This is a genomic window from Polaribacter huanghezhanensis, from assembly GCF_030444335.1.
Classification (GTDB): Bacteria; Bacteroidota; Bacteroidia; order Flavobacteriales; family Flavobacteriaceae; genus Polaribacter; species Polaribacter huanghezhanensis.
Map to the genome: position 1 here is coordinate 2,541,981 of NZ_CP128595.1, position 24,359 is coordinate 2,566,339.

Sequence of the window (24,359 nt, forward strand, 5' to 3'; positions counted from 1 at the left end):
TTTGATTTCAGTAATGCTCGAGGTGACACTGAAGAATCAAAAATACGTTTAGTTCAAAAATGGAATAGCATTTGAACTATCATCAGTATCAAAAATAATAACAGCAAAACCTACTAAAAACAATACAGTTTTGCTACATTTGTCGCGCTTATCTTCAAATTCTGAAGACAAAATGACAAGTTGACACTTAAGAACAATCAATGGAACAGAAAAAATTTGACGCAAATTCGTTTATCGGATTATTATTATTAGGAGCAATTATGCTTTGGTTTATGTACTCTAGCCAACAAGAAGTTATTCCTACCGACGACACCACAGAAACTAGTGTAGATTCTACAAAAACTACAACTTCACCAACTCTTACAAACAATACCACGCCACTTGTTGCCAGCGATTCTTTAAAAAATGCTGCATTACAAAATCAATTGGGTGCCTTTTCTTACGGAGCACAAACTGCTACAGAAGGAACAACCGTTTTAGAAAACAAACTTTTAAAATTAACCATTGATAATAAAGGTGGACAAATAATTGAAGCACTTGTAAAGACCTATAAAAGATACGATTCTTTGCCGTTGTATTTGATAAAAGACAACAATGCGTCTTTCAATATCAATTTTGGAACTACAGACAACCGTATTTTAAACACCAAAGATTTGTTGTTTATTCCAACAATTTCTAAAAACGGAAAGAACCAAGTGCTTTCTATGAAATTGAAAGTTTCTGAAACACAATATTTAGAGTACAGATACGAAATGAAACCAAACAATTATATGGTAGATTTCGCTGTGCGTTCTCAAGGTTTAGCAACCGTTATCAATTCTTCGAATACCATTAATTTAGATTGGGATCTAAAAACATATAGAAACGAGAAAAGTATTAAAACTGAGAATATGTATTCTGAGTTAAAATTCTTTACAGACGAAGCTGATTATCTTTCTGCTGCAAGTAGTAATGATAATGAAGTGGTTGATAATGTGCAATGGGTTGGGTTTAAACAACACTTTTTTACCTCTATTTTATTGTCAGACAAACCGTTTAACAAAACTTCTTTAACTTCTATCAACTTGGTAAAAGACGAAGAAATTGATACCGTTTTCACAAAACATTACCAATTAAACACTCCGTTAGCATTAAATAACGGCGAGTTAAATTACAATATGAACTGGTACTACGGACCAGCAGATTATAAATTACTAACAAAGTACAAAGGAAAAAACCTGGGAGAAATTGTTGATTTAGGTTGGGGAATTTTCGGAGCCATTAACAGAGCTATTTTCATTCCTATCTTTGGATGGCTAAGCGGGTTAATGTCTAACTACGGATTGATTATTATTTTAATGACCATTGTAGTTCGTATTTTAATGTCGCCTTTGGTATACAAATCGTACGTTTCTAGTGCAAAAATGAAAGTAATTCGTCCAGAATTAACTGCCATCAACGAACGTTTACCAGGAAAAGAAAATGCAATGAAACGTCAACAAGAAACCATGGCAGTTCAGCGAAAAGCTGGAGTTAGCATGATGTCTGGTTGTATACCAGCATTGTTACAAATGCCCATTTTCTTTGCATTATTTAGGTTTTTCCCATCAAATATTGAATTAAGACAAAAAGGATTTTTATGGGCATCAGATTTATCATCGTATGATTCTGTTATCGAATTGCCTTTTCACATTCCATTATACGGAAGTCATATTAGTTTATTTCCAATTTTAGCATCGATTGCCATTTTCTTTTATATGAAAATGAATCAAAGTCAGCAAGCAAACATGCAAGCGCCAGCGCAAGAAGGAATGCCAGACATGCAAAAGATGATGAAGTACATGATTTACCTCTCTCCTATTATGATGTTGTTTTTCTTTAACAACTACGCAAGTAGTTTAAGTTTGTATTACTTTGTTTCTAACTTACTAACCATTATTATTATGTTGGTTATTAAAAACTATGTAATTGATGAAGCAAAGATTCATGCACAAATAGAAGAAAACAAAAAACGTCCTGAAAAGAAAAAAGGAAAGTTTAGACAGCGTTTAGACAACGCCATGAAACAAGCGCAAGAACAACAAACACAACAAAAAAAAGGTAAAAAATAGACATATTTAGTGTCATTCCTGCGTAGGCAGGAATCTAATATTAAAAAAACCAAAACGTAATCGTTTTGGTTTTTTTTGTTTTTTACTTGTCATTCCGACCGCAGCGGAGGAATCTCAAAAACGGTAGTTTTATCTCATGAGATTTCTCGTCGCTCATGCTTCGCTCTGTCGAAATGACAAGACGAATGTCATAAAAAACAAACTTCTTTTTTTGTTGATAAACAGGTAGTTTTACTTATTGATGGTTTCTCTAAAAATAGCTAACTTGCTAATTGTGAATAATCTGTTCTAAACTAAAATGAGTAAAAAAGCATCAACTATAGAAGAACAAATAAATCTTCTTAAAAAAAGAGGAATGATTTTCGACTGTGGAGAAGAGAAGGCTAAAGAAATATTATTAGATATAGGCTATTATAGGCTTGGTTTTTATTGGTTTCCTTTCGAAATTGATAAAGGTCATAATTTTCAAAAAGACACTCTATTTTCGAATGTAATTAGCCTTTACTATTTGGATGTAGATTTAAGAAATATTTTATTAAAGTATTTAAAGCGTATAGAAGTTAATTTTAGGACTAAAATTATTTATTACATATCTAATAAGCATAATGATGACCCTATTTGGTATTCTAATCCTAAAATAATGGCTTCTTGGTTTATAAAAAGCTTAGACACAAAACTATATACAAATAAATTTAAAGAAGATAATAAACAAATAAAACTTCATCATGTTAAATATAGAAATGACATATATGCACCTACTTGGAAAACTTTTGAGTTTTTAACATTTGGAGCAATTGTAACAATTTTTAATGCACTAAAAGATGAGGAAGTTAAAAAAAATATTTCAAAGCTTTATGGATTAAACAACCTTAATACGTTCAAAAATTTTATTCACACAATAAAATTTACTAGAAATATATGTGCTCACGCTGGAGTTTTATTTGATTTAAATTTTCCTCAAGGTATCTACAAAATTCCTAGAATAAGATTTAACAACAACAATAATCAATCTCTAGATGCTGGAATAAAAACAATCTCATATATCTTAAAAAATATCTCTGAAGAACGTAATGATGATATGAATAATGAAATAAATATATTATTTAAAGAATATGAAAACAATGAAATTATTAAACTAATAATTACAGATAAAATTGGTTATAATATGTAAATGTTGTATATTTGCACTATAAAGTGCCTAGCTATTCATTACGCTTTAGTGTTGCACTATAAAAAATTATACAGAACCTAGACATTATGCTCTAGGTTTTTTTATTTAATACTAAAGTATACTTATATATTTAGAAAAAATAAATTTGGTAATTTATTGCTAATCTAATGCTTACGAAAATAATTACTATTATTTTTCTACGCTTTCTTCGTTTTAAAACGTCCATAAAACAGAATATACCCATAACACACAATCGTTAAAATAAACGCTGTTTTAAAGCCAAAACCATCAATTAAATTTCCAAAGAAAAACGGAATAATTGCGCCACCAACAATTGCCATACACAACAAACCAGAAGCTTGTGCTTTTAAATCGCCCAAACCTTCTAAACTCAATGTAAAAATGGTTGGAAACATAATTGAGTTGAACAATCCAACCGCTAAAATAGACCACATAGATAGTAAACCAGTGGTGCTCATAGAAATTACAATCATGCTAATTGCCAACAAGGCAAAAATGCTCAACACTTTTCCTGCTGCCATAATTTTGGTTAAATACGCGCCAACAAAACGACCAATCATGGCACCTCCCCAATAAAATATGACAAAAATCCCTAATAACGATTTTGGATCTTTTCCAGAAAATGTTTGGTTAAATGTATTGGCAATGGTATTTGCAATGTTCATCATGGTTTCGTTTTCTGCAACAATTGGTGCCAATCCAGCATCGTAAAAATAATTTACTAAAAAACTACCAATGGCAACTTCTGCGCCAACGTACACAAAGATTCCCAATGCGCCCATCAACATGATTTTATTTTTTAGCAATTTAAAATAACCGCCTTTCGGACTTTCTTCTATCAGTTTTGGCAATTTAGTAAATAGAAAAATCACTGCTAACAATAAAATAAAACCAGCAATTAGTAAAAATGGCGTTTGCACCGTTGCTGCTTCCGAAATATAATATGCACTTTTTTGAGTTTCGTTTAACAACCCAATTTCTTCGGATGATTTTACAGAATCGCTCAGTAAAAATAAGGCGCCAACAACAGGCGCAATGGTGGTTCCTAATGAATTAAATGCTTGCGATAAATTCAATCTACTACTCGCTCCTTCTTCACTTCCTAACAACGCTACAAACGGATTTGCCGCAACTTGTAAAATGGTAATTCCGCCCGCTAACGTAAAATAGCCCACTAAAAAAACAGCAAATAATCTGTGTTCTGCCGCAGGATAAAATAACAAACAACCAATTGCCATGGTTACCAAACCTAACACGATTCCTTTTTTATAGCCAATTTTTGATAAGAGATATCCGGCAGGTAAAGAGAATACAAAAAACGCTACAAAAAAGGCAAATTGCACCAAGACTGTTTTTGCGTACGACATTTCAAAAACATCTTTCAACCTCGGAATTAAAGAATCTACCAACACGGTAATAAATCCCCATAAAAAGAATAAAGAAGTTAAAAATATAAATGCTGATCTGTATGATTTGTTCGTTGATGTATTCATTAATTTTATTCTTTTTGATTATTTCTTTTCAATTTAAAACTCTGCACCTTTGCACCTCTGCAACTTTGCAACTTCTTTACGCTTTTTTAGTGTACGCGTTAGACTCTACATACGTTTGTTTTCCTTCTTGATATTTGCTTATTCCAAATCCGCCATGAATACAATAACAACCATATTCTCCTTGTTTGTTTAGCGCAACATAACCTACTTGAAAATTCTTGTAATTTGGATTGGACTCCACAATTCTTTTTACGCCTTCTTCACACGCTTCTTGCGGCGTTCTTCCTTGGCGCATTAATTCTACAATTAAATAACTTCCTACGGTTTTTAACACCTCTTCTCCCATTCCGGTTGCTGTTGCTCCTCCAACAGTATTGTCTATAAATAATCCTGAACCAATAATTGCAGAATCTCCAACGCGTCCAGCCATTTTATACGCCAATCCGCTTGTGGTACAACCGCCAGAAATATCGCCATTTTTATCAATGGCTAACATGCCAATGGTATCGTGATTTTCTATATTGATAATCGGTTTGTATTCTGATTTTACTTTCCATTTTTCCCAGGCTTTTCTAGAAGATTCTGTTAACAAATTTTCTCTTTTAAATCCTTGAGAAACGGCAAATTGTTCTGCTCCTTTTCCTGCTAACAACACATGCGGTGTTTCTTCCATTACTTTACGAGCCACAGAAATTGGATGTGCAATGTTTTCCATACAAACCACTGCTCCGTAATCGCCTTTTTTATTCATAATACACGCATCTAAGGTTACATTTCCGTCTCTGTCTGGAGTTGCACCATTTCCTACGGTGGTGTTTTTTAAATCGGCTTCTTCAATTCTACAACCCGCTTCAATAGCATCAATCGATGCTCCGCCTTTTTCTAAAACTTCCCAAGCTGCTTTTGTTGCATTATGAAAACGCCAAGTTGCAACTACAATTGGTAAAACTGGTGTTCCAACTGCAGCTGCTTTTTTGTCTTTTTTAGCTTCGGTTTCACAAGAAATAATTGATGGAACAACTGCCAAACCTAATCCTGTTAAGGAAGCTCTTTTTATAAAATTTCTACGTTTCATTTTTATTCTTTTATTTTTTTAAAACTTTTATTTTTACTTAAAGAATACGGAAGGTCTTCTTCTTTACTTCCCCAAGTTTTATTTGGTGTCGGACTCATTTTAAAATTAAATCTTCCACCATTTTGAATCGTTTTATAGGTCAAGTAATTTTTAGAAGTATCAATTCCATTTAAAGTAGTTGATTGTATATAAAAATTATTTTTCGAATTGTTATCTGCATTAATAACAAAAGTATTTCCGTTTTGTAAATGCAACGTTGCTTTTTTAAACAACGGCCCACCAATTATATATTGATCTGTTGCAGGAGTTACAGGATAAAATCCTAAAGCGCTAAAAACATACCAAGCAGAAGTTTGCCCATTATCTTCATCACCACAATAACCATCTGGAGTTGCACTGTATAAATCATCTAAAACGGTTCTAATTTTTTCTTGTGTTTTATAAGGTACGCCAGCGTGATTGTATAAATAAATCATGTGTTGAATTGGCTGATTTCCGTGTGCGTAATTCCCCATATTTACAATTTGCATTTCGCGAATTTCATGAATGGTTCCGCCGTAATAAGAATCGTCAAAATCTGGTGGCATTGTAAAAACACCATCCAATTGTTTTATAAAATTTTTCTTTCCGCCCATTAAATGTATCAATCCGTCAACATCATGAAAAACAGACCACGTATAATGCAAACTATTTCCTTCGGTAAAAGCATCGCCCCATTTTAAAGGGTTAAATGGCGATTGAAAAGTTCCGTCTTTATTTTTACCTCGCATTAAATTGGTTGAAGGATCAAACATATTTTTATAGTTTAAAGATTGATTATAGTATTTATCTGCAATTTCTTTTTTCCCTAATTTATCTGCCATTTGCGCAATGGTAAAATCTGCATACGCATATTCTAAAGTTCTAGCAACGTTTTCATTAACCCCAACATTATAAGGCACATAACCTAAACTATTGTAATATTCTAAACCTTCTCTACCCACTGAACTTGCAGGTCTTCCTTTAGAAACTGTTGCGTTTTTTAAAATCGCTTCAAATAAAATTGTAGCTGTTTTTTTGTTTACGTTTCCTTTTAGAAAAGCATCTACAGCAATTGGTGCAGAATTAGAACCAATCATACAATCTCTGTGTCCAGGACTTGCCCATTCTGGCAACCAACCAGATTCTTTATAAGTATTTGCTAATCCATCCATAATATGACTATTAAGTTCAGGGTACATCATATTAAAAAATGGATAAACCGCTCTAAAAGTGTCCCAAAAACCGTTGTCTGTAAACATATAACCCGGTAAAACTTTTCCGTTATACGGACTGTAATGAACAACTTTATTGTCTTTATCAAACTCATAAAATTTTCTTGGAAACAATAAAACACGGTACAAACAAGAATAAAAAGTTCTAATATTATCAATATTATCATCTTCTACCTGAATTTTATTCAGCTCTTTTTCCCAAGCTTGTTTTGCTTTTTCTTTGGTTTGATCAAAAGAATCTTTACCAATTTCTCTATCTAAATTTAGTTGTGCTTGTTCTGGACTGATAAATGAAGATGCTACTTTTACATGAACAACTTCTCCTTTTTTGGTTTTAAAACCAATAATGGCTCCAACATGTTTTCCTTCGCTATCTAATGTGTTTTCTAACAATTTCCAACCATCTGTCCACGTATGATTAATTTCAAAATCTTTATCAAATTCTGCCACAAAATAATTGTGAAAATTATCTGGAACTCCGCCACTATTATTTCTACTATAACCAATAATTTTACGTTCTTCAGGAATTATTTTAACCATAGAGCCTTTAAAAAAAGCATCGAGCATAATATAAGAAGAGTCCGATTTTGGAAATGTAAATTTAAAATGCGCGGCTCTTTCTGTTGGCGCAACTTCTGCAACCACATCATAATCGGCCAAATACACTTTATAATGATATGGCTTTACAGTTTCTGCTTTGTGCGAAAACCAAGATTGTCTTTCTTCTTCTTTGTATTTTAATTTCCCTGTAACTGCCATAAAAGAAAAAGCTGCATAATCATTAATCCAAGGACTTGGTTGATGCGTTTGCTTAATTCCTCTAATCTTATTTTCATTGTATTTATACGTCCAACCATCGCCCATTTTTGATGTCATTGGAGTCCAAAAATTCATTCCCCAAGGCGTTGCAATTGCAGGATATGTATTTCCGTTTGATAAACTATATTTAGAATCTGTTCCCATTAACGGATTTACATAATCTACCAAAGCAACCTCTGAAGTTGTTTTTGAAATCTTATTTTCATGCTTCTCACAGCTAAATGCCATCAATACTAAAAGCATTAAAATTTTAGTCGTTCCTTTTATTTTCATTATTTATATTTTTGGTTGATTAGACATCGTAAAAACAAATTCGCCTCCATTCATAATTTCTTTATGCAAGATATAATTTCTATTTATTTCTTTTCCGTTGATGGTTAATTTAGAAACGTACACATTTTCTTTGGATTGATTTTTTGTTGAAATCACCAAAGTTTTTCCGTTTTCTAAATTTAAAATAGCCTTTTTTACATTCGGACTTCCCAACGCGTATCTATCTGAACCCGGAATTACAGGATAAAATCCTAGAGAACTAAAAATATACCAAGCACTCATTTGACCAGCGTCATCATTTCCACACAAACCGTCAACTCCAGTTCCGTACATCGTGTCCATAATCATTCTTACTCTTGCTTGTGTTTTATAGGCTTTTCCTGTCCAATTGTATAAATATGGAATGTGATGTCCTGGTTCGTTTCCATGCACATAATTTCCAATAATTCCATCTCTGGTAATGTCTTCGTGTTGGTCAATAAATTTATCATCAATTTCCATGGTAAACAATGAATCTAAATGTTGAGAAAATTTTTCTTTTCCACCCATCATTTTCACCATTTTATCTAATTGATGCGGAACGTACAAGCCGTAATTCCACGCATTTCCTTCAATAAAACCCTGTCCGTGTGTGTCTAAAGGATCAAAGTTTTTTCTAAAAGTTCCGTCAGATAATCTTGGACTCATATATCCGTTCTTTGGATTGAACACATTGTTGTAATATTCTGATCTTTCTAAAAATGTGTTCTCTGTTTTTGTATTATTTACGCTCTTAGCAATTTGAGCAATTGTCCAATCGTCATAGGCATATTCTAAGGTTTTAGAAACGGAAGAATGACTTTTATCATCTGGCACATATTTGTAATCCAAATAATCTCCAATTCCGTCAAAATAACGAACATTTGCTGTTGCAACTGCTGCTTTTAAAGCGCGGTTTTTATCAAAATCTCCTACCTTTTTTACTATTGCATCTGCAATTACAGAAGTGGCATGATAGCCAATCATACACCAATTTTCGTTGGCATAATGACTCCAAATTGGCAACATATGATGCACACTTTGTTCTTGATGCGCCAACATCGATTTTATCATGTCATTATTTCGTTCTTGCTGAATAATATTAAACAACGGATGCAAAGCTCTATACGTGTCCCAAAGTGAAAAAATCGTGTAATTTGTAAACCCTTTTGATTCGTGAATATTTTGATCTAAACCTCTATATTTTCCGTCTACATCTTCATATAAAATCGGACTTAACATGGTGTGGTATAAAGCTGTGTAAAATGTTTCTTTTTGAGATTCTTCGATTGTTTCTACCTCAATTTTAGACAACTCATCATTCCATTTTTGTTGCGTTTCGGCTTTGGTTTTATTAAAATCCCAATGCGGAATCTCCGCTTCTAAGTTTTTCATTGCACCAGCAGAACTTACTGAAGATAATGCAAATTTCATCTTAATCTTTTCGCCTTCTTTGGTGTCAAAATTAAAATACGCTCTGATGTCTTTTCCAGCCATTTCTGGAAAGTTTTTCTCTTCATTAAATCGACCATAAAAACCATTGTAGGTTATTTTATCATACTTTTTATGTCCGTAGCTTTTAAAAGGTTTTGAAAACTTGATGGCAAAAAATATTTTTTTAGTTCTTGCCCAACCTTTGGTTTGTCTGTAACCCGTAACGGTAGAATCGTTTTCTACTCGTAAAAAAGTCCATACATTTTTGTTATCATGCTGATACACATTGTACACCAAGTCTAATAAAATATGTGATTCTGATGATTTCGGAAATGTATATTGATGAAATCCTACACGTTCTGTCGTTGTTAATTCTGCTTTTATCTTGTAATCTTCTAAATCAACTTTATAATACCCTGCCTGTGCTGTTTCATTTTTGTGAGAGAATTTTGAGTAAAATCCTTTGGTTCCTTCTTTGGTTTCAATCGGATCTAAGACTAACTTTCCTGTGGTTGGCATTACTAAAAAATCTCCTAAATCTGAATGTCCTGTCCCGCTAAAATTTGTGTGTGCAAAACCAATAATTGTAGCATCTTTATATTGATAACCAGCACAATATTCGTAGGTTTTCGGATTGTATTTTCCGTCTATAAACATCACTTCAAAATTTGTTTGCGGACTTAGTTGCACCATTCCAAAAGGGGCAGTTGCTCCAGGATATACATGTCCCATTTTACTGGTTCCAATCATTGGATTTACATATTTCACAAAATCTTTTGAAGCTTTTTTTTCTGAATCTAATTCAGAAGTACAGCTTGCAAATGAAATTACCAAAGCTGCTAATAGTACTTTTTTAATCATTATCTATTATTAAAGATTGCTGCTTACGCAGGAATAATTTTTTACTTAATTTCGATTTCATCTGCAAACAACCAACTTCTACCATTGTGTTTGTACCCCAAATGCCATGTTGGTAAAACGCCTAGTTTTTTTGCAACTACTTTTACATATCTCACTTTTTTATTTTTAAAATTAAATTGTATTTTTCTAACAGAAGCTTTTCCGTTAGGTTTTGTAGCATCAATTATTTTAGAGGCAGTTTTTGTAAATGTTTTATTATTAGTACTGACATACATTTCTACTTTAGTAGGTAAAAAAATCCAGCTCTGTTGATCTTCTAAAAATCCAATAGTTGTTGATGATATTTCTTTTAATTTTCCTAAATCTACCGTTGCAATTACATCTGAATCAGCATAACCTTGCCAAGTTCCGGTTCTAAAATCTTCTGCTCCGATAATTCCATCAATCAACGCATTTTTTCCACCACCATTGTATTGATTTGCATACTTGGTTTTTAATGTAATGGTAACATTTGGATCTATTTTAAAAAACTCAGTGGTAATCGTTGCGCTTTTTTGACCCTCTTTTTCTGCGTATACTTTTAAGTTTGTTTTTTCTGAAATGGTAAATGGTTTTTCGTATTTCATAAATTCATCTCCAAAAGAATAATAAATACTTGCATCTTTATTTACAGAGTTTAACGTCACCGTCGTTTTTCCTTTAAAAGCAATATCTCCTGTTTCAATAAATGGCGCAGCTACAATTAAATGTTCTTTGATTTCTGTAACAGGTATGTATGCATCTTCTGTTCCCCATGTTGATGGTTTGTCTGTCATTACAAATCGCAAACTTCCACCAGCAACAATGTCTTTGTGTTTTAAAAAGGTGTACGGATAATTTTCACCGTTCAACTCAACCGATTTAATGTATTTGTTTGTTGTAGAAATGGAGTCAGCAACAATGGTGAATGTTTTTCCGCTTTCTAAGTTGATGCTTGCTTTCGGAAATAATGGTGCTCCAATAATATATTGATTTGACCCAGGCGTTACAGAATAAAATCCCATAGAACTCAGCACAAACCAAGCACTCATTTGTCCGCAATCTTCGTTTCCTGAAATTCCAGCTGGATCGTTTGTATATAATTCAGTTAAAATCTGACGTACTTTTTCTTGTGTTTTATACGGTTTATTGACAAAATTATACAAATACGCCATGTGATGACTTGGTTCATTTCCGTGTGCGTATTGTCCAATTAATCCTGTAATATCAGCTTGATTTCTTCCCGAAGTTTCATTTTTTGCGGTAAATAATTTATCCAATTGCTTTTCTAAATTCTCTTTTCCGCCTAGCAAATTGATAAACCCAGAAACATCTTGTGGTACATAAAAACTGTATTGCCAAGAATTGGCTTCTGTATAATTAAAATTTACCTCAAAAGGATCAAAAGGTGAAAACCACGTATTTCTAAAACGTCCACGCATAAAATGTGTTGAAGGATCGAATACGTTTTTATAATATTGCGCTCTTTCTGTGTAGGTTTTATAATCATCCTCTTTTCCTAAGGCTTTTGCCATCTCTGCAATGGTCCAATCATCATAGGCATATTCTAAAGTTTTAGAAACCGATTCTGATTCTTTTTCAACGGGAATAAATCCATGTTTTTTATACGAATCCAATCCTAATTTATCTCTTGTCGCCGAATGTTTCATCGCTTCAAAAGCTTTGTTTACATCGTAATTTCTGATTCCTTTTAAATAGGCATCAGCAATTACAGGAACCGCGTGATAACCAATCATACAACCTGTATAACTTGCAGATAAATCCCAAATTGGCATGATTCCACCTTCATCGTATTTTGCTAAAAATGTATTGATAAAATCGTTGGTTCTGTTTTGTTCTATAATGGTATATAATGGATGCGCAGCTCTAAACGTATCCCAAAGTGAGAATACCGTGTAATAATCAAACTCTTTTGTTTTATGGATTTTCATATCCATTCCACGATAACGGCCATCAATATCTTGGTACAAATTTGGCGCAATCATGGTGTGATATAATGCCGTATAGAAATTGGTTTTGTAATCAATATTATCAGATTCTATAACTATTTTTTCTAATTGTTGTTCCCAAACACCTTGCGTTTCTTTTTTGATTTCTTCAAAGGTTTTACTACCAATTTCTAATTGCCAATTATGAATTGCTCCTTCTTCATCAACGGGCGAAATTCCGATGGTAACATTTATTTCATTTCCAGTAGCATTGTCAAATTCAAAAGCAGCTTTTACTTTTTTTCCTGCTGTTCTATCATTTAAAAAAGTAACTTTTGTAAACGGTTTAGAAAACAACATGTCAAAAAATAATCGTTGATCTGTAGCCCAAGCTTTAGAAAAACGATATCCAGAAACTGCTGTTTTAGAATTGATGGTTAGTTTAGAGTCTAACACTTCGTCTCGATGTTCTAAATCTAAAATAATAACTTGTTTTGAACCTTCTGCAAATTGATATTTATGAATTCCGCTTCGTTCTTTCACTGTCAATTCAACCTCAATATTGGTGTCGTCTAAATATACTTTATAATACCCTGGTTCTGCAATTTCGTTGTCATGAGAAAATTTAGATTTATAGCCTTCTTTTCCGTCTGCGCCATTATTAAAAACCACTTTATTTGTGGGCATTAATAAAATATCTCCATAATCAGAAACTCCTGTTCCACTTAAATGTGTGTGTGAAAATCCAAATATTTCAGAATCAGAATAATGATACCCTGAACATCCATCCCAACCATCTAATCGTGTATCTGGACTCAATTGCATCATTCCAAACGGACTTGTAGCACCAGGATATGTGTGTCCGTGACCTCCCGTTCCGATAAACGGATTTACATAAGAAATTAATTGTTGGTCTTTTTGTGCTGGAGAAATTAATGGTTTCGGTTTACAAGAATTTAAGAAGATTGAAAGTAAAACTAAAAGAAGAAAATATTTTTTCATTCCGTATTTGGATTTATTTATTTGACTAAATTAGCAAGATAACAATAATCAACCTATTTATTTATGTGGAATTTTAAACGCATCAAGTTTTTTTTTATCTGCTCATGCATCGTTTTATTTTTTAATTCTTGTACAGACGAGAAGCAACTAGCTGTAATTCCAGCAATTATTCCTGTTCCGTCTTCTCAACAAATTAATGATGGTATTTTTGAAATGAGCAATTCAACTGGTATTTTTTCTGACGATGAATTTAAGCAAGTTGCCGATTTTTTAAAATCTTATATTGAATATGGAAGTGATATCAAATTAAAATCGGAAGCGTCTAAAAATGTCATCAGCTTTAAGAAAGATACTTCTATTACAAACGAAGAAGGATATCATTTAAAAATAGCATCAAACGAAATTACCATTGCAGCCAGTTCTGCAAAAGGAGCATTTTATGCTATACAAACTTTACGTCAATTATTGCCAGCTTCTTTTGAGAATGGAGCATACAAAGAATCTACTGTTTCTATTCAAAATTTAGAAATTACTGATGCGCCACAATTTAAATATCGTGGAATGCATTTAGATGTTGGGCGTCATTTTTTTCCGGTTGATTTTATTAAAAAGTACATCGATTTGATGAGCATGCTAAAAATGAATACGTTTCATTGGCATTTAACAGAAGATCAAGGTTGGAGAATCGAAATTAAAAAATATCCAAAATTACAAGAAGTTGCTGCCTACAGAAATGAAACGTTGATTGGTCATTATTCTGATCAACCTCACAAATTTGACGGAAAAAGATACGGCGGATTTTACACGCAAGAACAAATAAAAGAGGTTGTAAAATATGCATCAGAAAGACAAGTAACCATCATTCCAGAAATAGAAATGCCCGGTCATGCACAAGCGGCAATTGCTGCATATCTAGAATTAGGTTGCACAGGAAAACCAATTGACGTTGCGACAAAATGGGGCGTTTTTGAAGATATTTATTGTCCGAAAGAAGCAACTTTTAAATTTTTAGAAGATGTAATTGATGAAGTGGTTGCATTGTTTCCTGGAAAATACATTCATATTGGTGGCGATGAAGCTCCGAAAACGAGATGGAAAAACTGTGCGCATTGTCAAGCTTTAATTAAAAAAGAAGGTTTAAAAGACGAACACGGTTTGCAAAGTTATTTCATCACAAGAATGGAAAAATACATCAACTCTAAAGGAAAACAAATTATTGGTTGGGACGAAATTTTAGAAGGCGGATTGGCACCAAATGCAACCGTAATGTCTTGGCGAGGAATGAAAGGTGCAGTTACTGCTGCACAACAACATCATGATGTAATTTTAACGCCGGGTGCTTATTGTTATTTTGATCATTATCAATCTACAAAAGAAGACGAACCTTTGGCGATTGGTGGATTTTTACCTTTAGAAAAAGTGTACAGTTTTAATCCGATTCCGAAAGAATTGACCAAAAAAGAAGCAAAATATGTGTTGGGAGCGCAAGGAAATGTGTGGACAGAATACATGAAAGATTCAAAACAAGTAGAATACATGGCTTTCCCAAGAATGGTTGCGTTGAGCGAAGTGGTTTGGTCTGAAAACAAAAATAAAAACTTTGAAAATTTTAAAAATCGTTTAGAGTTTTATCAGCAGAGATTAGATGCTAGAGATGTAAATTATGCCAATCATTTGTATGAAGTTAAGGGGAAATCAGAAATAAAAGAGGGCGTTTTGTTCATGGATTTAAAAACTTCTTCGAATACAAAATCGATTCGGTATACTTTAGACGGCACAGCACCGAACATCAATTCTGCTGTTTATAAAAACTCATTACTCGTTGATAAAAGTGTTACTATTCATGCTGCATCATTTGACTCCAAAAAACAAGTTAGTGGTGTTTTTAAAGAAAGCATAAAAATGCACAAAGCGGTTGGAAAAAAAATAACTTTTGATGTTGCTCCGAGTGAAAAATACAATGCTGGCGGAAATGCTGCATTGATCAACGGAATTAGTGGAAGCGACAAGCGTTATGGAGATAATGAATGGTTAGGTTTTGACGGAAAGGATGTAGAAATTACAATTGATTTAGGAAAAGAAATGGATGTAAATTCAATTGCTACACGTTTTAACAATCAAACCGGAAGTTGGATTTACGCTCCGTCTCAAGTTATTGTGAGCTTTCCAGGCAATGATGAATTTATTCCAATCGAATTAGAACAAAGCAAAGAAAAAATTGTTGATTTAAAATTAGAGACAAAAATAGTCACTCGATATATCAAATTAAAATTGATAAACTATGGTGTAATTCCTGACGGAAAACAAGGTGCTGGACATAAATCGTGGCTATTTATTGATGAAATTATTGTGGAGTAAAAAAACTGTAAAACTATTTTATATTTATTTTTCATGTCTCCTCGAGCGCAGTCGAGAGGTTATTAATCACAATTAGGTCTCGACTGCGCTCGACCTGACAAGAAGATGATAAAATGTTATTAGAAATCTGCGCAAACTCATACCAATCTGCCATCAACGCAGAAAAAGCCGGAGCAAATAGAATCGAATTGTGTGCAGAGTTGGCTGTTGGCGGAATTACACCTTCGTATGGTTTGCTAAAAAAAGTAATGAACGATTTAATAATTCCTGTTCATGTTTTAATTCGCCCAAGAAGTGGCGATTTCACCTATTCTGATGCTGAGTTTCAAATCCTAAAAGAAGACATTTTAATTTGTAAAGAGTTGGGCGTTTTGGGAATTGTTTCTGGTGTTTTACATATTGATAACACCATTGATATTGAAAGAACAAAAGAACTTGTTAGAATTGCTAAACCAATGAATTTTACCTTTCACAGAGCTTTTGATTGGGTTGTAAATCCGATGGATGAAATCAAGAATTTAGAAAAAATTGGAGTCGATCGAATTTTAACTTCTGGACAAAAAACATCTGCTGAAAAAGGGTTAAATAATTTAATAAAATTTCAAAAAGCAACTTCTAAAATTACAATCATGCCTGGTGGCGGAATCAATCAACAGAACATCAAACTGTTTCAAGAAAACGGATTTAAAGAAGTGCATTTATCAGCAACTTCTCAAACTAAAACTATTGAAAACCCTGCAATATCAATGAATAGCAGTACCCATTTTGATGAAACTCAAATTGCAACTTCAGATATTGAACATATAAAAACCTGTTTAGACATCATTTCGAATGAATCGTAAATACCTTCTTTTTCTTTTAGTAATAACAAGCATTTTTAGTTGTAAAAAAATGACTTCAGAATTACCAACTTCCTTCACTATTCATAAAAATTGGGAATTCAAATCCGTTGAAGATACGGATTGGAAATCAGCTTCCGTTCCCGGTAATATTTTTACAGATTTATTGGATCATAAACTCATTCCAGATCCTTTTATAGAAACCAACGAAGAAAAAGTGCAATGGGTTGCTCAGAAAAATTGGGAATACAAAACTGCGTTTACTGTAAATGAAGAAACATTACAAAAAGAAAATATCAATATTTCCTTTGAGGGATTAGATACCTACGCAAAAGTGTATTTAAATAATCAGTTAATTACCACAACTTCAAATGCGTTTAGAACTTATACAATTGATGTAAAAAAACATTTAAAATCTAATAATATATTGAGAATTGTTTTCACGAATACAGCTGCAATTGAAACTGTAAAAGAAAAAAACAATCCGTATCAATTACCGGAAGGAAAACGTATTTATACTCGTAAAGCGCAGTTTCAATATGGTTGGGATTGGGGACCAAAAATGAATACTTCTGGAATTTGGAAAAATGTTTCTATAAAAGCGTGGAACGACATCAAATTTGATGACATTTTTATCAAACAAAAAAGCATCACAGCAAATAATGCACGTTTAGAAATAGAAGTTACCATTGACAGCGATGAAGATAAAAACATTATGGTTGTTACTACGGCGGATAAGCAAATCTATTCGAATCATTTAAAAATTGCCAAAGGAAAACATACCTATTCTGTTCCGTTTGACATTAAAAATCCAAAGTTGTGGTGGACACATAATTTAGGGAAACCACATTTGTATCAATTTGATTTTAAGTTGATTGAAAACAACACAATAAAAGACGAAAAATCAATTAAAAAAGGCATTAGAACAATTAAGTTGATTACGGAAAAAGATTCTATTGGCGAATCTTTTTATTTTGAATTGAACGGAAAACCTGTCTATATGAAAGGTGCCAATTACATTCCGCAAAACAGTTTTAAGAATAAAGTAACTGATAAAAAGTACGACAAACTACTTTCTGACGTAGTAGCTTCTAATATGAATATGTTGCGAGTTTGGGGTGGCGGAATTTACGAAAATGATGTTTTTTACGATTTATGTGATGAAAAAGGAATTTTAATTTGGCAAGATTTTATGTTTGCTTGCGCGATGTATCCTGGCGATAAAGAATTCTTATCAAACGTAAAACAAGAAGCAGAAGATCAAGTAAAAAGATTGAGAAATCATGCATCAATTGCTTTGTGGGCAGGAAACAATGAAAATGCAGAAGGTTGGAATCGTTGGGGTTGGCAAGATGGAAGAACTGAAAAAGAAAAAAAGGAAATTTGGTCTGATTATTTAGCTGTTTTTGATTCGATTTTACCAAAAACTGTCGCGAAATTTAGTGAAACAAATTATTGGGAAAGTTCGCCAAAATTTGGAAGAGGAAATACGAAATACGAATTTGAAGGCGATGTACACGATTGGTGGGTTTGGCACGATGCAAGACCGTTTGAACATTTTCAAAAACAAATTCCGAGGTTTATGAGTGAGTTTGGTTTTCAATCTTTTCCTTCTTATGAAGCGATTAATTACATCAACCAAAAAGAAGAAGTTGATTTAAAAACTGACGGCATCAAATCACATCAAAAACACAGTAGAGGTTTTCAATTGATTGATGAATATATGTTACGTGATTATAATATTCCGACTTCGGATGAAGATTATGTTTATATAAGTCAGTTGTTACAAGCCAAAGGAATTGTCATGGGAATTGAAGCGCACCGAAGAGCAAAACCGTACAATATGGGAACGTTGTTTTGGCAATTAAACGATTGTTGGCCAGCAATTTCTTGGTCGAGCATTGACTATTTTGGAAACTGGAAAGCTTTGCAATACAAAGCAAAAAAGTCTTTTGAAAACGTATTAATTTCTTACGAAGAAAATAAACAGAACATATTAACGTATGTTATAAATGATACTTTTGAAGAATTAAATGGAGAGCTGAAAATGAAAATGATCGATTTTAAAGGCAATGAAATTTGGTCAAATTCTGAAGATATTTCAGTTAAGGAAAATGTAAGTCAGAAAGTAGCTACGGTTCCAAATGGAGGTATTGATAGAAAAAATCAAGTTTTAATTTCAGAGTTTAACGGTAAAAAATCATTGTATTTTTTTAGCAAACCAAAAGAATTGAATTTACCAAAAGGAGAAATTCAGAAAGAAATTACAAAAACTAAAACCGGATTTTCAATCATAATAAAAAGTGCTGTTTTACAAAAAGAGGTGTTTTTATTTACAAAAAATAAAGGTCATTTTTCAGATAATTTCTTTGATGTATTACCAAATGAAGCCATTACAATTGAGTTTGCAACAGAAGCAGCATCTTTGGATGATTTACAGATTAAGAGTTTGAATTCTATTTATTAATCTTTATTCAAAACGAAATGTCATTCCTGTGAATCTGCCTGTCGGCAGACAGGAACAGGAATCTACATGAAGTTTGTTTGGATTCCTGCCTGCGCAGGAATGACAAACCGTTACTTTTTCTTTAAAAACTTCGATTCTAAAAACCCCAAACCATACCCTAAATGTTGTGTAAAGGAAGTACTGATGCTTAAAAAAGCAACCACCAAGTTTTTATTTTGAAATAGAGAATCTAAGAAAAGTATAGCAAAATAAAATCCATAAAACGCGATGAATTGCCAATAGCCAAAAAATGCAGCAATTACACTGACATCAAATCCAATAATAAATAATGAAGGAAACCAATACGTCAATTTTGCAGTTTCTGGATAACGTTTGTTTAAATGTGGTCTTGCAGTTCCAAAAGCAAACGTTTGCTTAAAAAATTGTTGAATGGTGCTTCTTCGTTTGTGATAGACAAATGCTTTTTCTATCAATTGAGTTTCAAATCCATTTTCCCATAAACGAAAGGTCAAATCGATATCTTCTCCAACTTTTAAATCTGCAAAACCTTTGGTCTTATTAAATGCTATCTGCGACAGCCCGAGATTAAAACTTCTTGGTTGAAATTTCCCAACAGCTTTTTTCTTACCTCGAATTCCGCCTGTTGTTAACACAGCAGTCATTGAATAATTAATCGCTTTTTGCAAAGAAGTAAAACTTTGATGCGCAGCATCTGGACCACCAAAAGCATCTGTAAAATTTAGTTCTAATGCTTTTTTAACTTCTGCTAGGTATTGTTTCGGAACGATGACATCAGAATCTAAAATGATAAAATAGTTTCCGTTTGCGTGTTGCATTCCGAAATTACGACTTGCTCCTGCTCCACTATTTTCTTTGAAGAAATATTTTAAATTGAGTTTCGATGTATATTTCTCTACAATTGTTTCACTTTTCACCGTTGAACCATCTTCTACAATCAACACTTCAAAATCATCAGAAAAATCTTGTTGTGTAAGACTCTCCAATAATTCGTCGATTTCATTCGGACGATTGTACACAGGAATTATGATGGAGAGGTTCAGGTTCAAAGTTTCTAAGTTAAGTAGTTTTAAAACGATATTGTAAATGTACAGAAATTTAAAAAGCTGTAGTTAGTGGTTAACGAAATTTAAAAATAATTCTGAAATTTTTCTGCCCTTTTGACTTTACAACTTTACAACTAACTTTAATTAATTCAACAATTCTTTTGCGTGTGTAATTGCAGAATCTGAAATCTCTTTTCCGCTTAACATTTCTGCAATTTCCACAATGCGCTCGTCTTCCGACAATTGCTTTAAATTGGTCGTTGTTACACCAGCAACATCTTCTTTAAACACTTTGTAATGTTGATTTCCTTTTGCTGCAATTTGTGGCAAATGCGTAATGGTAATTACTTGCATTTGGGTTGACATTTGCTGCATGATTTTTGCAATTTTATTCGAAATTTCCCCAGAAACTCCGGTATCAATTTCATCAAAAATAATGGTTGGTAATTGTGTGTTTTCTGATAATATTTTTTTGATTGCCAACATAATTCGAGACAATTCTCCTCCAGACGCCACTTTTTTAAGTTCTCCAAAACTACCGCCTTTATTGGCAGAAAACAAAAAGCTTAGTTTGTCTTTTCCGTTTGACAAAAAAGAATCTGATGTAGATACCTCAATTGAAAAACGCGCTTCTGGCATGCCGAGTTCTGACAATAAATATTCTAGTTCTTTCTTTAAATTCGGGATTATTTTTTTTCTAGCTGATGAAATTAGCATTGCTACTTCGTCTAATTTCGTAGAAACTTCTTGAATTTCTTTTTGCTTTTTATGGATGATTCCTTCTGCGTTCTCTACTTGATCTACTTTTACGGACAAAGCTTCTTGAATTCCTATCAACTCTGGAATCGTATTTACATAATGTTTCTTCTGTAGATTATAAATCAACTGCAATCTGTCATTTAGTTTTTCTAATTCATTCGGATTAGAATCAATCAATTCAGTAGCATCTTCAAGTTCTGCAACAATATCGTCTAATTCAATTTTTACACTGGTAATTCTGTTGGAGATTTCTTCGTATTCTTTAGAAAATGGTGCAATTTTTAGCAATCTATTTTCCAACGTATTTAGTAAGGTCTGAATTCCGATTTCATCCGCAGAAGCAATATGAACCGCTTCCGACAAATTCAATTGAATCTCCTCAACATTGTTTAACTTCTCTAATTTTTCTTCTAATTCTAACTGTTCATCAACTATTAAATTAGCATCATTTAACTCGTTAAGTAAATGTAAATTATAATCGTATTGTTGATTTGCTTCGCGTTGTTGTGTTTCTAATTTTAATAATTCTTTTTGATACACTTTTAATTGCTGTAATCCACGTTGGTAAGAAGCTAATTTTTGTGTGTTCTTCGCCAAAGCATCCAACATATGAAACTGAAAATCAGTATCAGACAATTCTAAGGTTTGATGTTGAGAATGCACATCAATCAATTTTGATTTTAATTCATTTAAAACTGATAAATTTACTGGCGTATCGTTTACAAAAGCACGCGATTTCCCTGAAGGTAAAATTTCTCGTCTAATGATTGTTTGTGCTTCGTAATCTAAATCGACTGAATTAAAAAAGTCTTCTAGATTGTAATTAGAAATTGCCAAATGTGCTTCTACCACACATTTTTTAGAAGTATCTTTTAAGATAGTTGTATCTGCTCTATTTCCCAAAACCAACCCTAAGGCACCTAATAAAATAGATTTTCCTGCGCCAGTTTCTCCAGTAATAATAGACAAACCATCAGTAAAATCAATTGACAACTGATTGATTAAAGCATAATTCTGTATGGAAAGTGATGTTAACAAATTCAACTAATTTTAAGTTTTAAAATTAGTCAATTTTCAGCAGTTATAATTAGTAAACAACGAGATTTTATTCTCTTTTATTCTTTCTAGTAATTGAATTATAAAGTTAACTATATAGTTTCTAGTAAACATTCTATAATTATGAGAATTTAAAACCTATACTCCATTTTTAAAAGTAAATATCTTGGCAGTAACTTATATTCTGTTGTTGAACTTCCAATATCGCTGATTGAAAAATTTCTGAATCTTTCTGTATTGAATAGGTTTTTACCAGTAATTCCTAGAGTTAGTTTACTCTCAATGAGTTTATAACGTACTTCAAAGTCTAAAAAATAATAAGTGTTATTGGTTTGTAAATTCCCAAAGTAGTAACGTTCCGATTGTAATTGTACATCAAACATTTTATTAAAAATAAATGACAAGTCTAAAAAACTCACATTATTTATAAATGAGGTATTTATGGTAGTTTCAATCTCGTTAGTTGTCCATTTCGTACCAATATGGTAATTAAAAATTCCATTAAAACCGGAACGCAGTTCTAAACTATAATTATAGTTGTTCGATTTTACTAGTCTTAAATTAGAATTATTTACAATATTCTTAAACTCACTTTTTGAATAACCTAAATCTACTTTTAAATTTGACGAAATATACTTGAAGTAATAATCTAATTTTGTATTGATGCTTATAAACTCACGGTCTTTAATTAGTATTTTTTCTGATTGAGTAAAGTTTTGCTGTATGATTGTATTTGTTGAAAAGAAGTCGTGATTTTTACTGTATATAATAAAAGTATTTGCAAAAAATCTATCGCTCCAATTACCAAGTTGATAATTAAAAATTGCATTAGACGCAATAAGTTGATTAAAACCGCTTGTCCCTTTTGAGAAGGAACGAAAACCAGTTAAAATATAATCGCTAAAAACATCTAAAATTTTTGCATTTGTAGTGTTGAAAGAGTAGGAAGACGTAATTTTATTTTTATCATTTATTTTTCAATCAAAACCTAAACTTGGATTAATAAAAAACGGATTTTGATTACTACTTACGTTGTTGTTTTCTAAACGATTAAAAAGCTGATGTATATTTAGTTTGCCTATAATACCAAAATCTTTAATTTTTAATCTGTACTTGCTTTTAAGGTACAAATCGTTATTCTTTTATGAATCTACTTTTAACATCTTCATTAGGTATTTCACAATGCCGGTTCCGGCTAAACAAAAGGTGACGTTTTTTTGAAATTACCATATAAAACCAATCACGAATACTTGTAGGTACAATAAGTAGAATAGAAGAAATTGAAAACCAGATTGGGCTTAAGCCCAAAATAACTTTTAATATAGCCGTTGATTTTGTATATATTTTTCCATTTCGTAAAAGAATTATTGTTTCAAAATCATCAATGGGTAGGTTATATTCTTTTAATGTTGCTTGTCCTATTTTAGATTGTAAAGGAGCAAATAGATTTTTTTTACGTGTATCTCTTTTAATTAAAAACAAAACAGTCCGATTGCAAAACTTACAAACTCCATCGAAGAAAATTATGTCTTTATTCATTATAAAAGTATCTGGTGAAATGAAAAGTATAAATAATAAACCGCAGGATATGTCATTGGAATTGTAAATAGAAAGTCATTTAACCCCATTAAAACTGCAGTTGATATGTGAAAAATAAACATGCCTAACAGGGATAGGTAAAAAATCTCTGAAATTGGTACGAAAAATGAAATTGGCACAAAAAGCATAAAGAAAATAGCAGAATAAGAAAATGTTTTTTCTACTATTGGATTTGATTTTAAATATTTTGCAAATGATTTGCTGCCATAAGAATTAGTCATCAAAATATCTCCTAACACATTTCCTTTTCTCCAATGAGTGGAGAACAATTTTGAAAGGCCAGACGTGCTATATGAAATTAGTAATTGAAATCCAATAAAATAAAGTGGTAAAATTTCAACTAAATCATTACTCGCCAAAAATCCAAGACTAAAACTCATAAAAGCTAATAATCTAATTTGGTCTGCTCCGTCTCTACCAATTTTGCGTTTTGCATATGAGTACAAATGCAAAAATGTCAGACATAAAAAAAAGATTTTATATAATAAACTTAAAGGTTGATTATAAAGCAGAAATAATTCAATTAATGATAATATAACTATTGTTATGTGAAAACGATTTCTGATACTCGGTTTATAAAGATTAATAATTTGCGTTTCACTTGTTTCAGATTCGCTAAAATATATCAGCCTATTTAATGAATATTTTATAGAAAAAAGTTCAGAGGAATGAATTAAACTTGATATTAAGAGAATGGACGAACTTAATATGTAGCATAATGAGAGTAAATTATCATCCAT

The 24,359-nt window shown here is 32.2% G+C and carries 14 protein-coding genes and 1 pseudogene; 5 read left to right on the forward strand and 10 right to left on the reverse strand.

The genetic code is table 11. The features are described from left to right. Positions 1 to 200: 200 nt before the first annotated feature. Together yidC and KCTC32516_RS11940 are read left to right on the forward strand one after the other, a co-directional pair. Positions 201 to 2,090, forward strand: coding sequence for a membrane protein insertase YidC (yidC, locus tag KCTC32516_RS11935; RefSeq protein WP_301400881.1), 1,890 nt, complete (start codon positions 201 to 203; stop codon positions 2,088 to 2,090). Between the two features lie 298 nt (positions 2,091 to 2,388). Continuing rightward, the gene (locus KCTC32516_RS11940) at positions 2,389 to 3,261 is read left to right on the forward strand and encodes an Abi family protein (RefSeq protein WP_301400882.1); all 873 of its coding nucleotides are present in this window, start codon (positions 2,389 to 2,391) and stop codon (positions 3,259 to 3,261) included. A gap of 197 nt (positions 3,262 to 3,458) precedes the next feature. Here the strand turns inward: KCTC32516_RS11940 and KCTC32516_RS11945 are convergent, their stop codons facing one another. The 5 genes from KCTC32516_RS11945 to KCTC32516_RS11965 form a co-directional block, all read right to left on the reverse strand. Further along, positions 3,459 to 4,775 (reverse strand): sugar MFS transporter, encoded by a 1,317-nt coding sequence (locus tag KCTC32516_RS11945; protein ID WP_301400883.1) that lies wholly within the window; start codon positions 4,773 to 4,775, stop codon positions 3,459 to 3,461. A gap of 76 nt (positions 4,776 to 4,851) precedes the next feature. After that, complete coding sequence (locus KCTC32516_RS11950) at positions 4,852 to 5,850, reverse strand: glycosylasparaginase (RefSeq protein WP_301400884.1); 999 nt, start codon at positions 5,848 to 5,850, stop codon at positions 4,852 to 4,854. Between the two features lie 2 nt (positions 5,851 to 5,852). After that, positions 5,853 to 8,195 carry a GH92 family glycosyl hydrolase gene (locus KCTC32516_RS11955; RefSeq protein WP_301400886.1) on the reverse strand — a complete coding sequence of 781 codons (2,343 nt, stop codon included), beginning with the start codon at positions 8,193 to 8,195 and terminating at the stop codon, positions 5,853 to 5,855. 3 nt (positions 8,196 to 8,198) lie between these two features. Beyond that, entirely contained in the window at positions 8,199 to 10,508 is a 2,310-nt protein-coding gene (locus KCTC32516_RS11960) for a GH92 family glycosyl hydrolase (RefSeq protein WP_301400887.1), read from the reverse strand. 41 nt (positions 10,509 to 10,549) lie between these two features. Continuing rightward, complete coding sequence (locus KCTC32516_RS11965; protein ID WP_301400889.1) at positions 10,550 to 13,477, reverse strand: GH92 family glycosyl hydrolase; 2,928 nt, start codon at positions 13,475 to 13,477, stop codon at positions 10,550 to 10,552. 63 nt (positions 13,478 to 13,540) lie between these two features. Between KCTC32516_RS11965 and KCTC32516_RS11970 the strand changes: the two genes are divergently transcribed. The 3 genes from KCTC32516_RS11970 to KCTC32516_RS11980 all read left to right on the forward strand — a co-directional run bounded on the left by KCTC32516_RS11970 (position 13,541) and on the right by KCTC32516_RS11980 (position 19,141). Next, positions 13,541 to 15,835 carry a family 20 glycosylhydrolase gene (locus KCTC32516_RS11970; protein ID WP_301400891.1) on the forward strand — a complete coding sequence of 765 codons (2,295 nt, stop codon included), beginning with the start codon at positions 13,541 to 13,543 and terminating at the stop codon, positions 15,833 to 15,835. A 113-nt stretch (positions 15,836 to 15,948) separates the two neighbouring features. Then, positions 15,949 to 16,677 carry a copper homeostasis protein CutC gene (locus tag KCTC32516_RS11975; protein ID WP_301400894.1) on the forward strand — a complete coding sequence of 243 codons (729 nt, stop codon included), beginning with the start codon at positions 15,949 to 15,951 and terminating at the stop codon, positions 16,675 to 16,677. Positions 16,678 to 16,726: 49 nt separating this feature from the next. Next, positions 16,727 to 19,141 (forward strand): beta-mannosidase, encoded by a 2,415-nt coding sequence (locus KCTC32516_RS11980; protein ID WP_301400897.1) that lies wholly within the window; start codon positions 16,727 to 16,729, stop codon positions 19,139 to 19,141. A 110-nt stretch (positions 19,142 to 19,251) separates the two neighbouring features. Here the strand turns inward: KCTC32516_RS11980 and KCTC32516_RS11985 are convergent, their stop codons facing one another. The 5 genes and pseudogenes from KCTC32516_RS11985 to KCTC32516_RS12005 form a co-directional block, all read right to left on the reverse strand. Continuing rightward, on the reverse strand, positions 19,252 to 20,208 hold the full coding sequence (locus KCTC32516_RS11985; RefSeq protein WP_301400898.1) for a glycosyltransferase family 2 protein: 957 nt from the start codon (positions 20,206 to 20,208) through the stop codon (positions 19,252 to 19,254). Between the two features lie 141 nt (positions 20,209 to 20,349). Continuing rightward, positions 20,350 to 22,002, reverse strand: coding sequence for a DNA repair protein RecN (gene recN, locus KCTC32516_RS11990; protein ID WP_301400899.1), 1,653 nt, complete (start codon positions 22,000 to 22,002; stop codon positions 20,350 to 20,352). 149 nt (positions 22,003 to 22,151) lie between these two features. After that, positions 22,152 to 23,156, reverse strand: a pseudogene (locus KCTC32516_RS11995) (TonB-dependent receptor); the annotation flags it as partial. After that, a complete protein-coding gene (locus KCTC32516_RS12000; protein ID WP_301400900.1) occupies positions 23,155 to 23,559 on the reverse strand; it encodes a thiol-disulfide oxidoreductase DCC family protein in 405 nt (134 codons plus the stop codon). The gene KCTC32516_RS12000 and the pseudogene KCTC32516_RS11995, both read right to left, overlap by 2 nt. After that, positions 23,559 to 24,359, reverse strand: a complete 801-nt coding sequence (locus KCTC32516_RS12005; RefSeq protein WP_301400901.1) for a hypothetical protein — start codon at positions 24,357 to 24,359, stop codon at positions 23,559 to 23,561. The genes KCTC32516_RS12000 and KCTC32516_RS12005 overlap by 1 nt, the downstream gene beginning before the upstream one ends.

Bases quoted from the DNA above. Each gene is read 5' to 3' on its own strand.
- yidC (WP_301400881.1), top strand. From the start codon at position 201: ATGGAACAGAAAAAATTTGACGCAAATTCGTTTATCGGATTATTATTA.
- KCTC32516_RS11940 (WP_301400882.1), top strand. From the start codon at position 2,389: ATGAGTAAAAAAGCATCAACTATAGAAGAACAAATAAATCTTCTTAAA.
- KCTC32516_RS11945 (WP_301400883.1), bottom strand. From the start codon at position 4,775: ATGAATACATCAACGAACAAATCATACAGATCAGCATTTATATTTTTA.
- KCTC32516_RS11950 (WP_301400884.1), bottom strand. From the start codon at position 5,850: ATGAAACGTAGAAATTTTATAAAAAGAGCTTCCTTAACAGGATTAGGT.
- KCTC32516_RS11955 (WP_301400886.1), bottom strand. From the start codon at position 8,195: ATGAAAATAAAAGGAACGACTAAAATTTTAATGCTTTTAGTATTGATG.
- KCTC32516_RS11960 (WP_301400887.1), bottom strand. From the start codon at position 10,508: ATGATTAAAAAAGTACTATTAGCAGCTTTGGTAATTTCATTTGCAAGC.
- KCTC32516_RS11965 (WP_301400889.1), bottom strand. From the start codon at position 13,477: ATGAAAAAATATTTTCTTCTTTTAGTTTTACTTTCAATCTTCTTAAAT.
- KCTC32516_RS11970 (WP_301400891.1), top strand. From the start codon at position 13,541: ATGTGGAATTTTAAACGCATCAAGTTTTTTTTTATCTGCTCATGCATC.
- KCTC32516_RS11975 (WP_301400894.1), top strand. From the start codon at position 15,949: ATGTTATTAGAAATCTGCGCAAACTCATACCAATCTGCCATCAACGCA.
- KCTC32516_RS11980 (WP_301400897.1), top strand. From the start codon at position 16,727: ATGACTTCAGAATTACCAACTTCCTTCACTATTCATAAAAATTGGGAA.
- KCTC32516_RS12000 (WP_301400900.1), bottom strand. From the start codon at position 23,559: ATGAATAAAGACATAATTTTCTTCGATGGAGTTTGTAAGTTTTGCAAT.
- KCTC32516_RS12005 (WP_301400901.1), bottom strand. From the start codon at position 24,359: ATGGATGATAATTTACTCTCATTATGCTACATATTAAGTTCGTCCATT.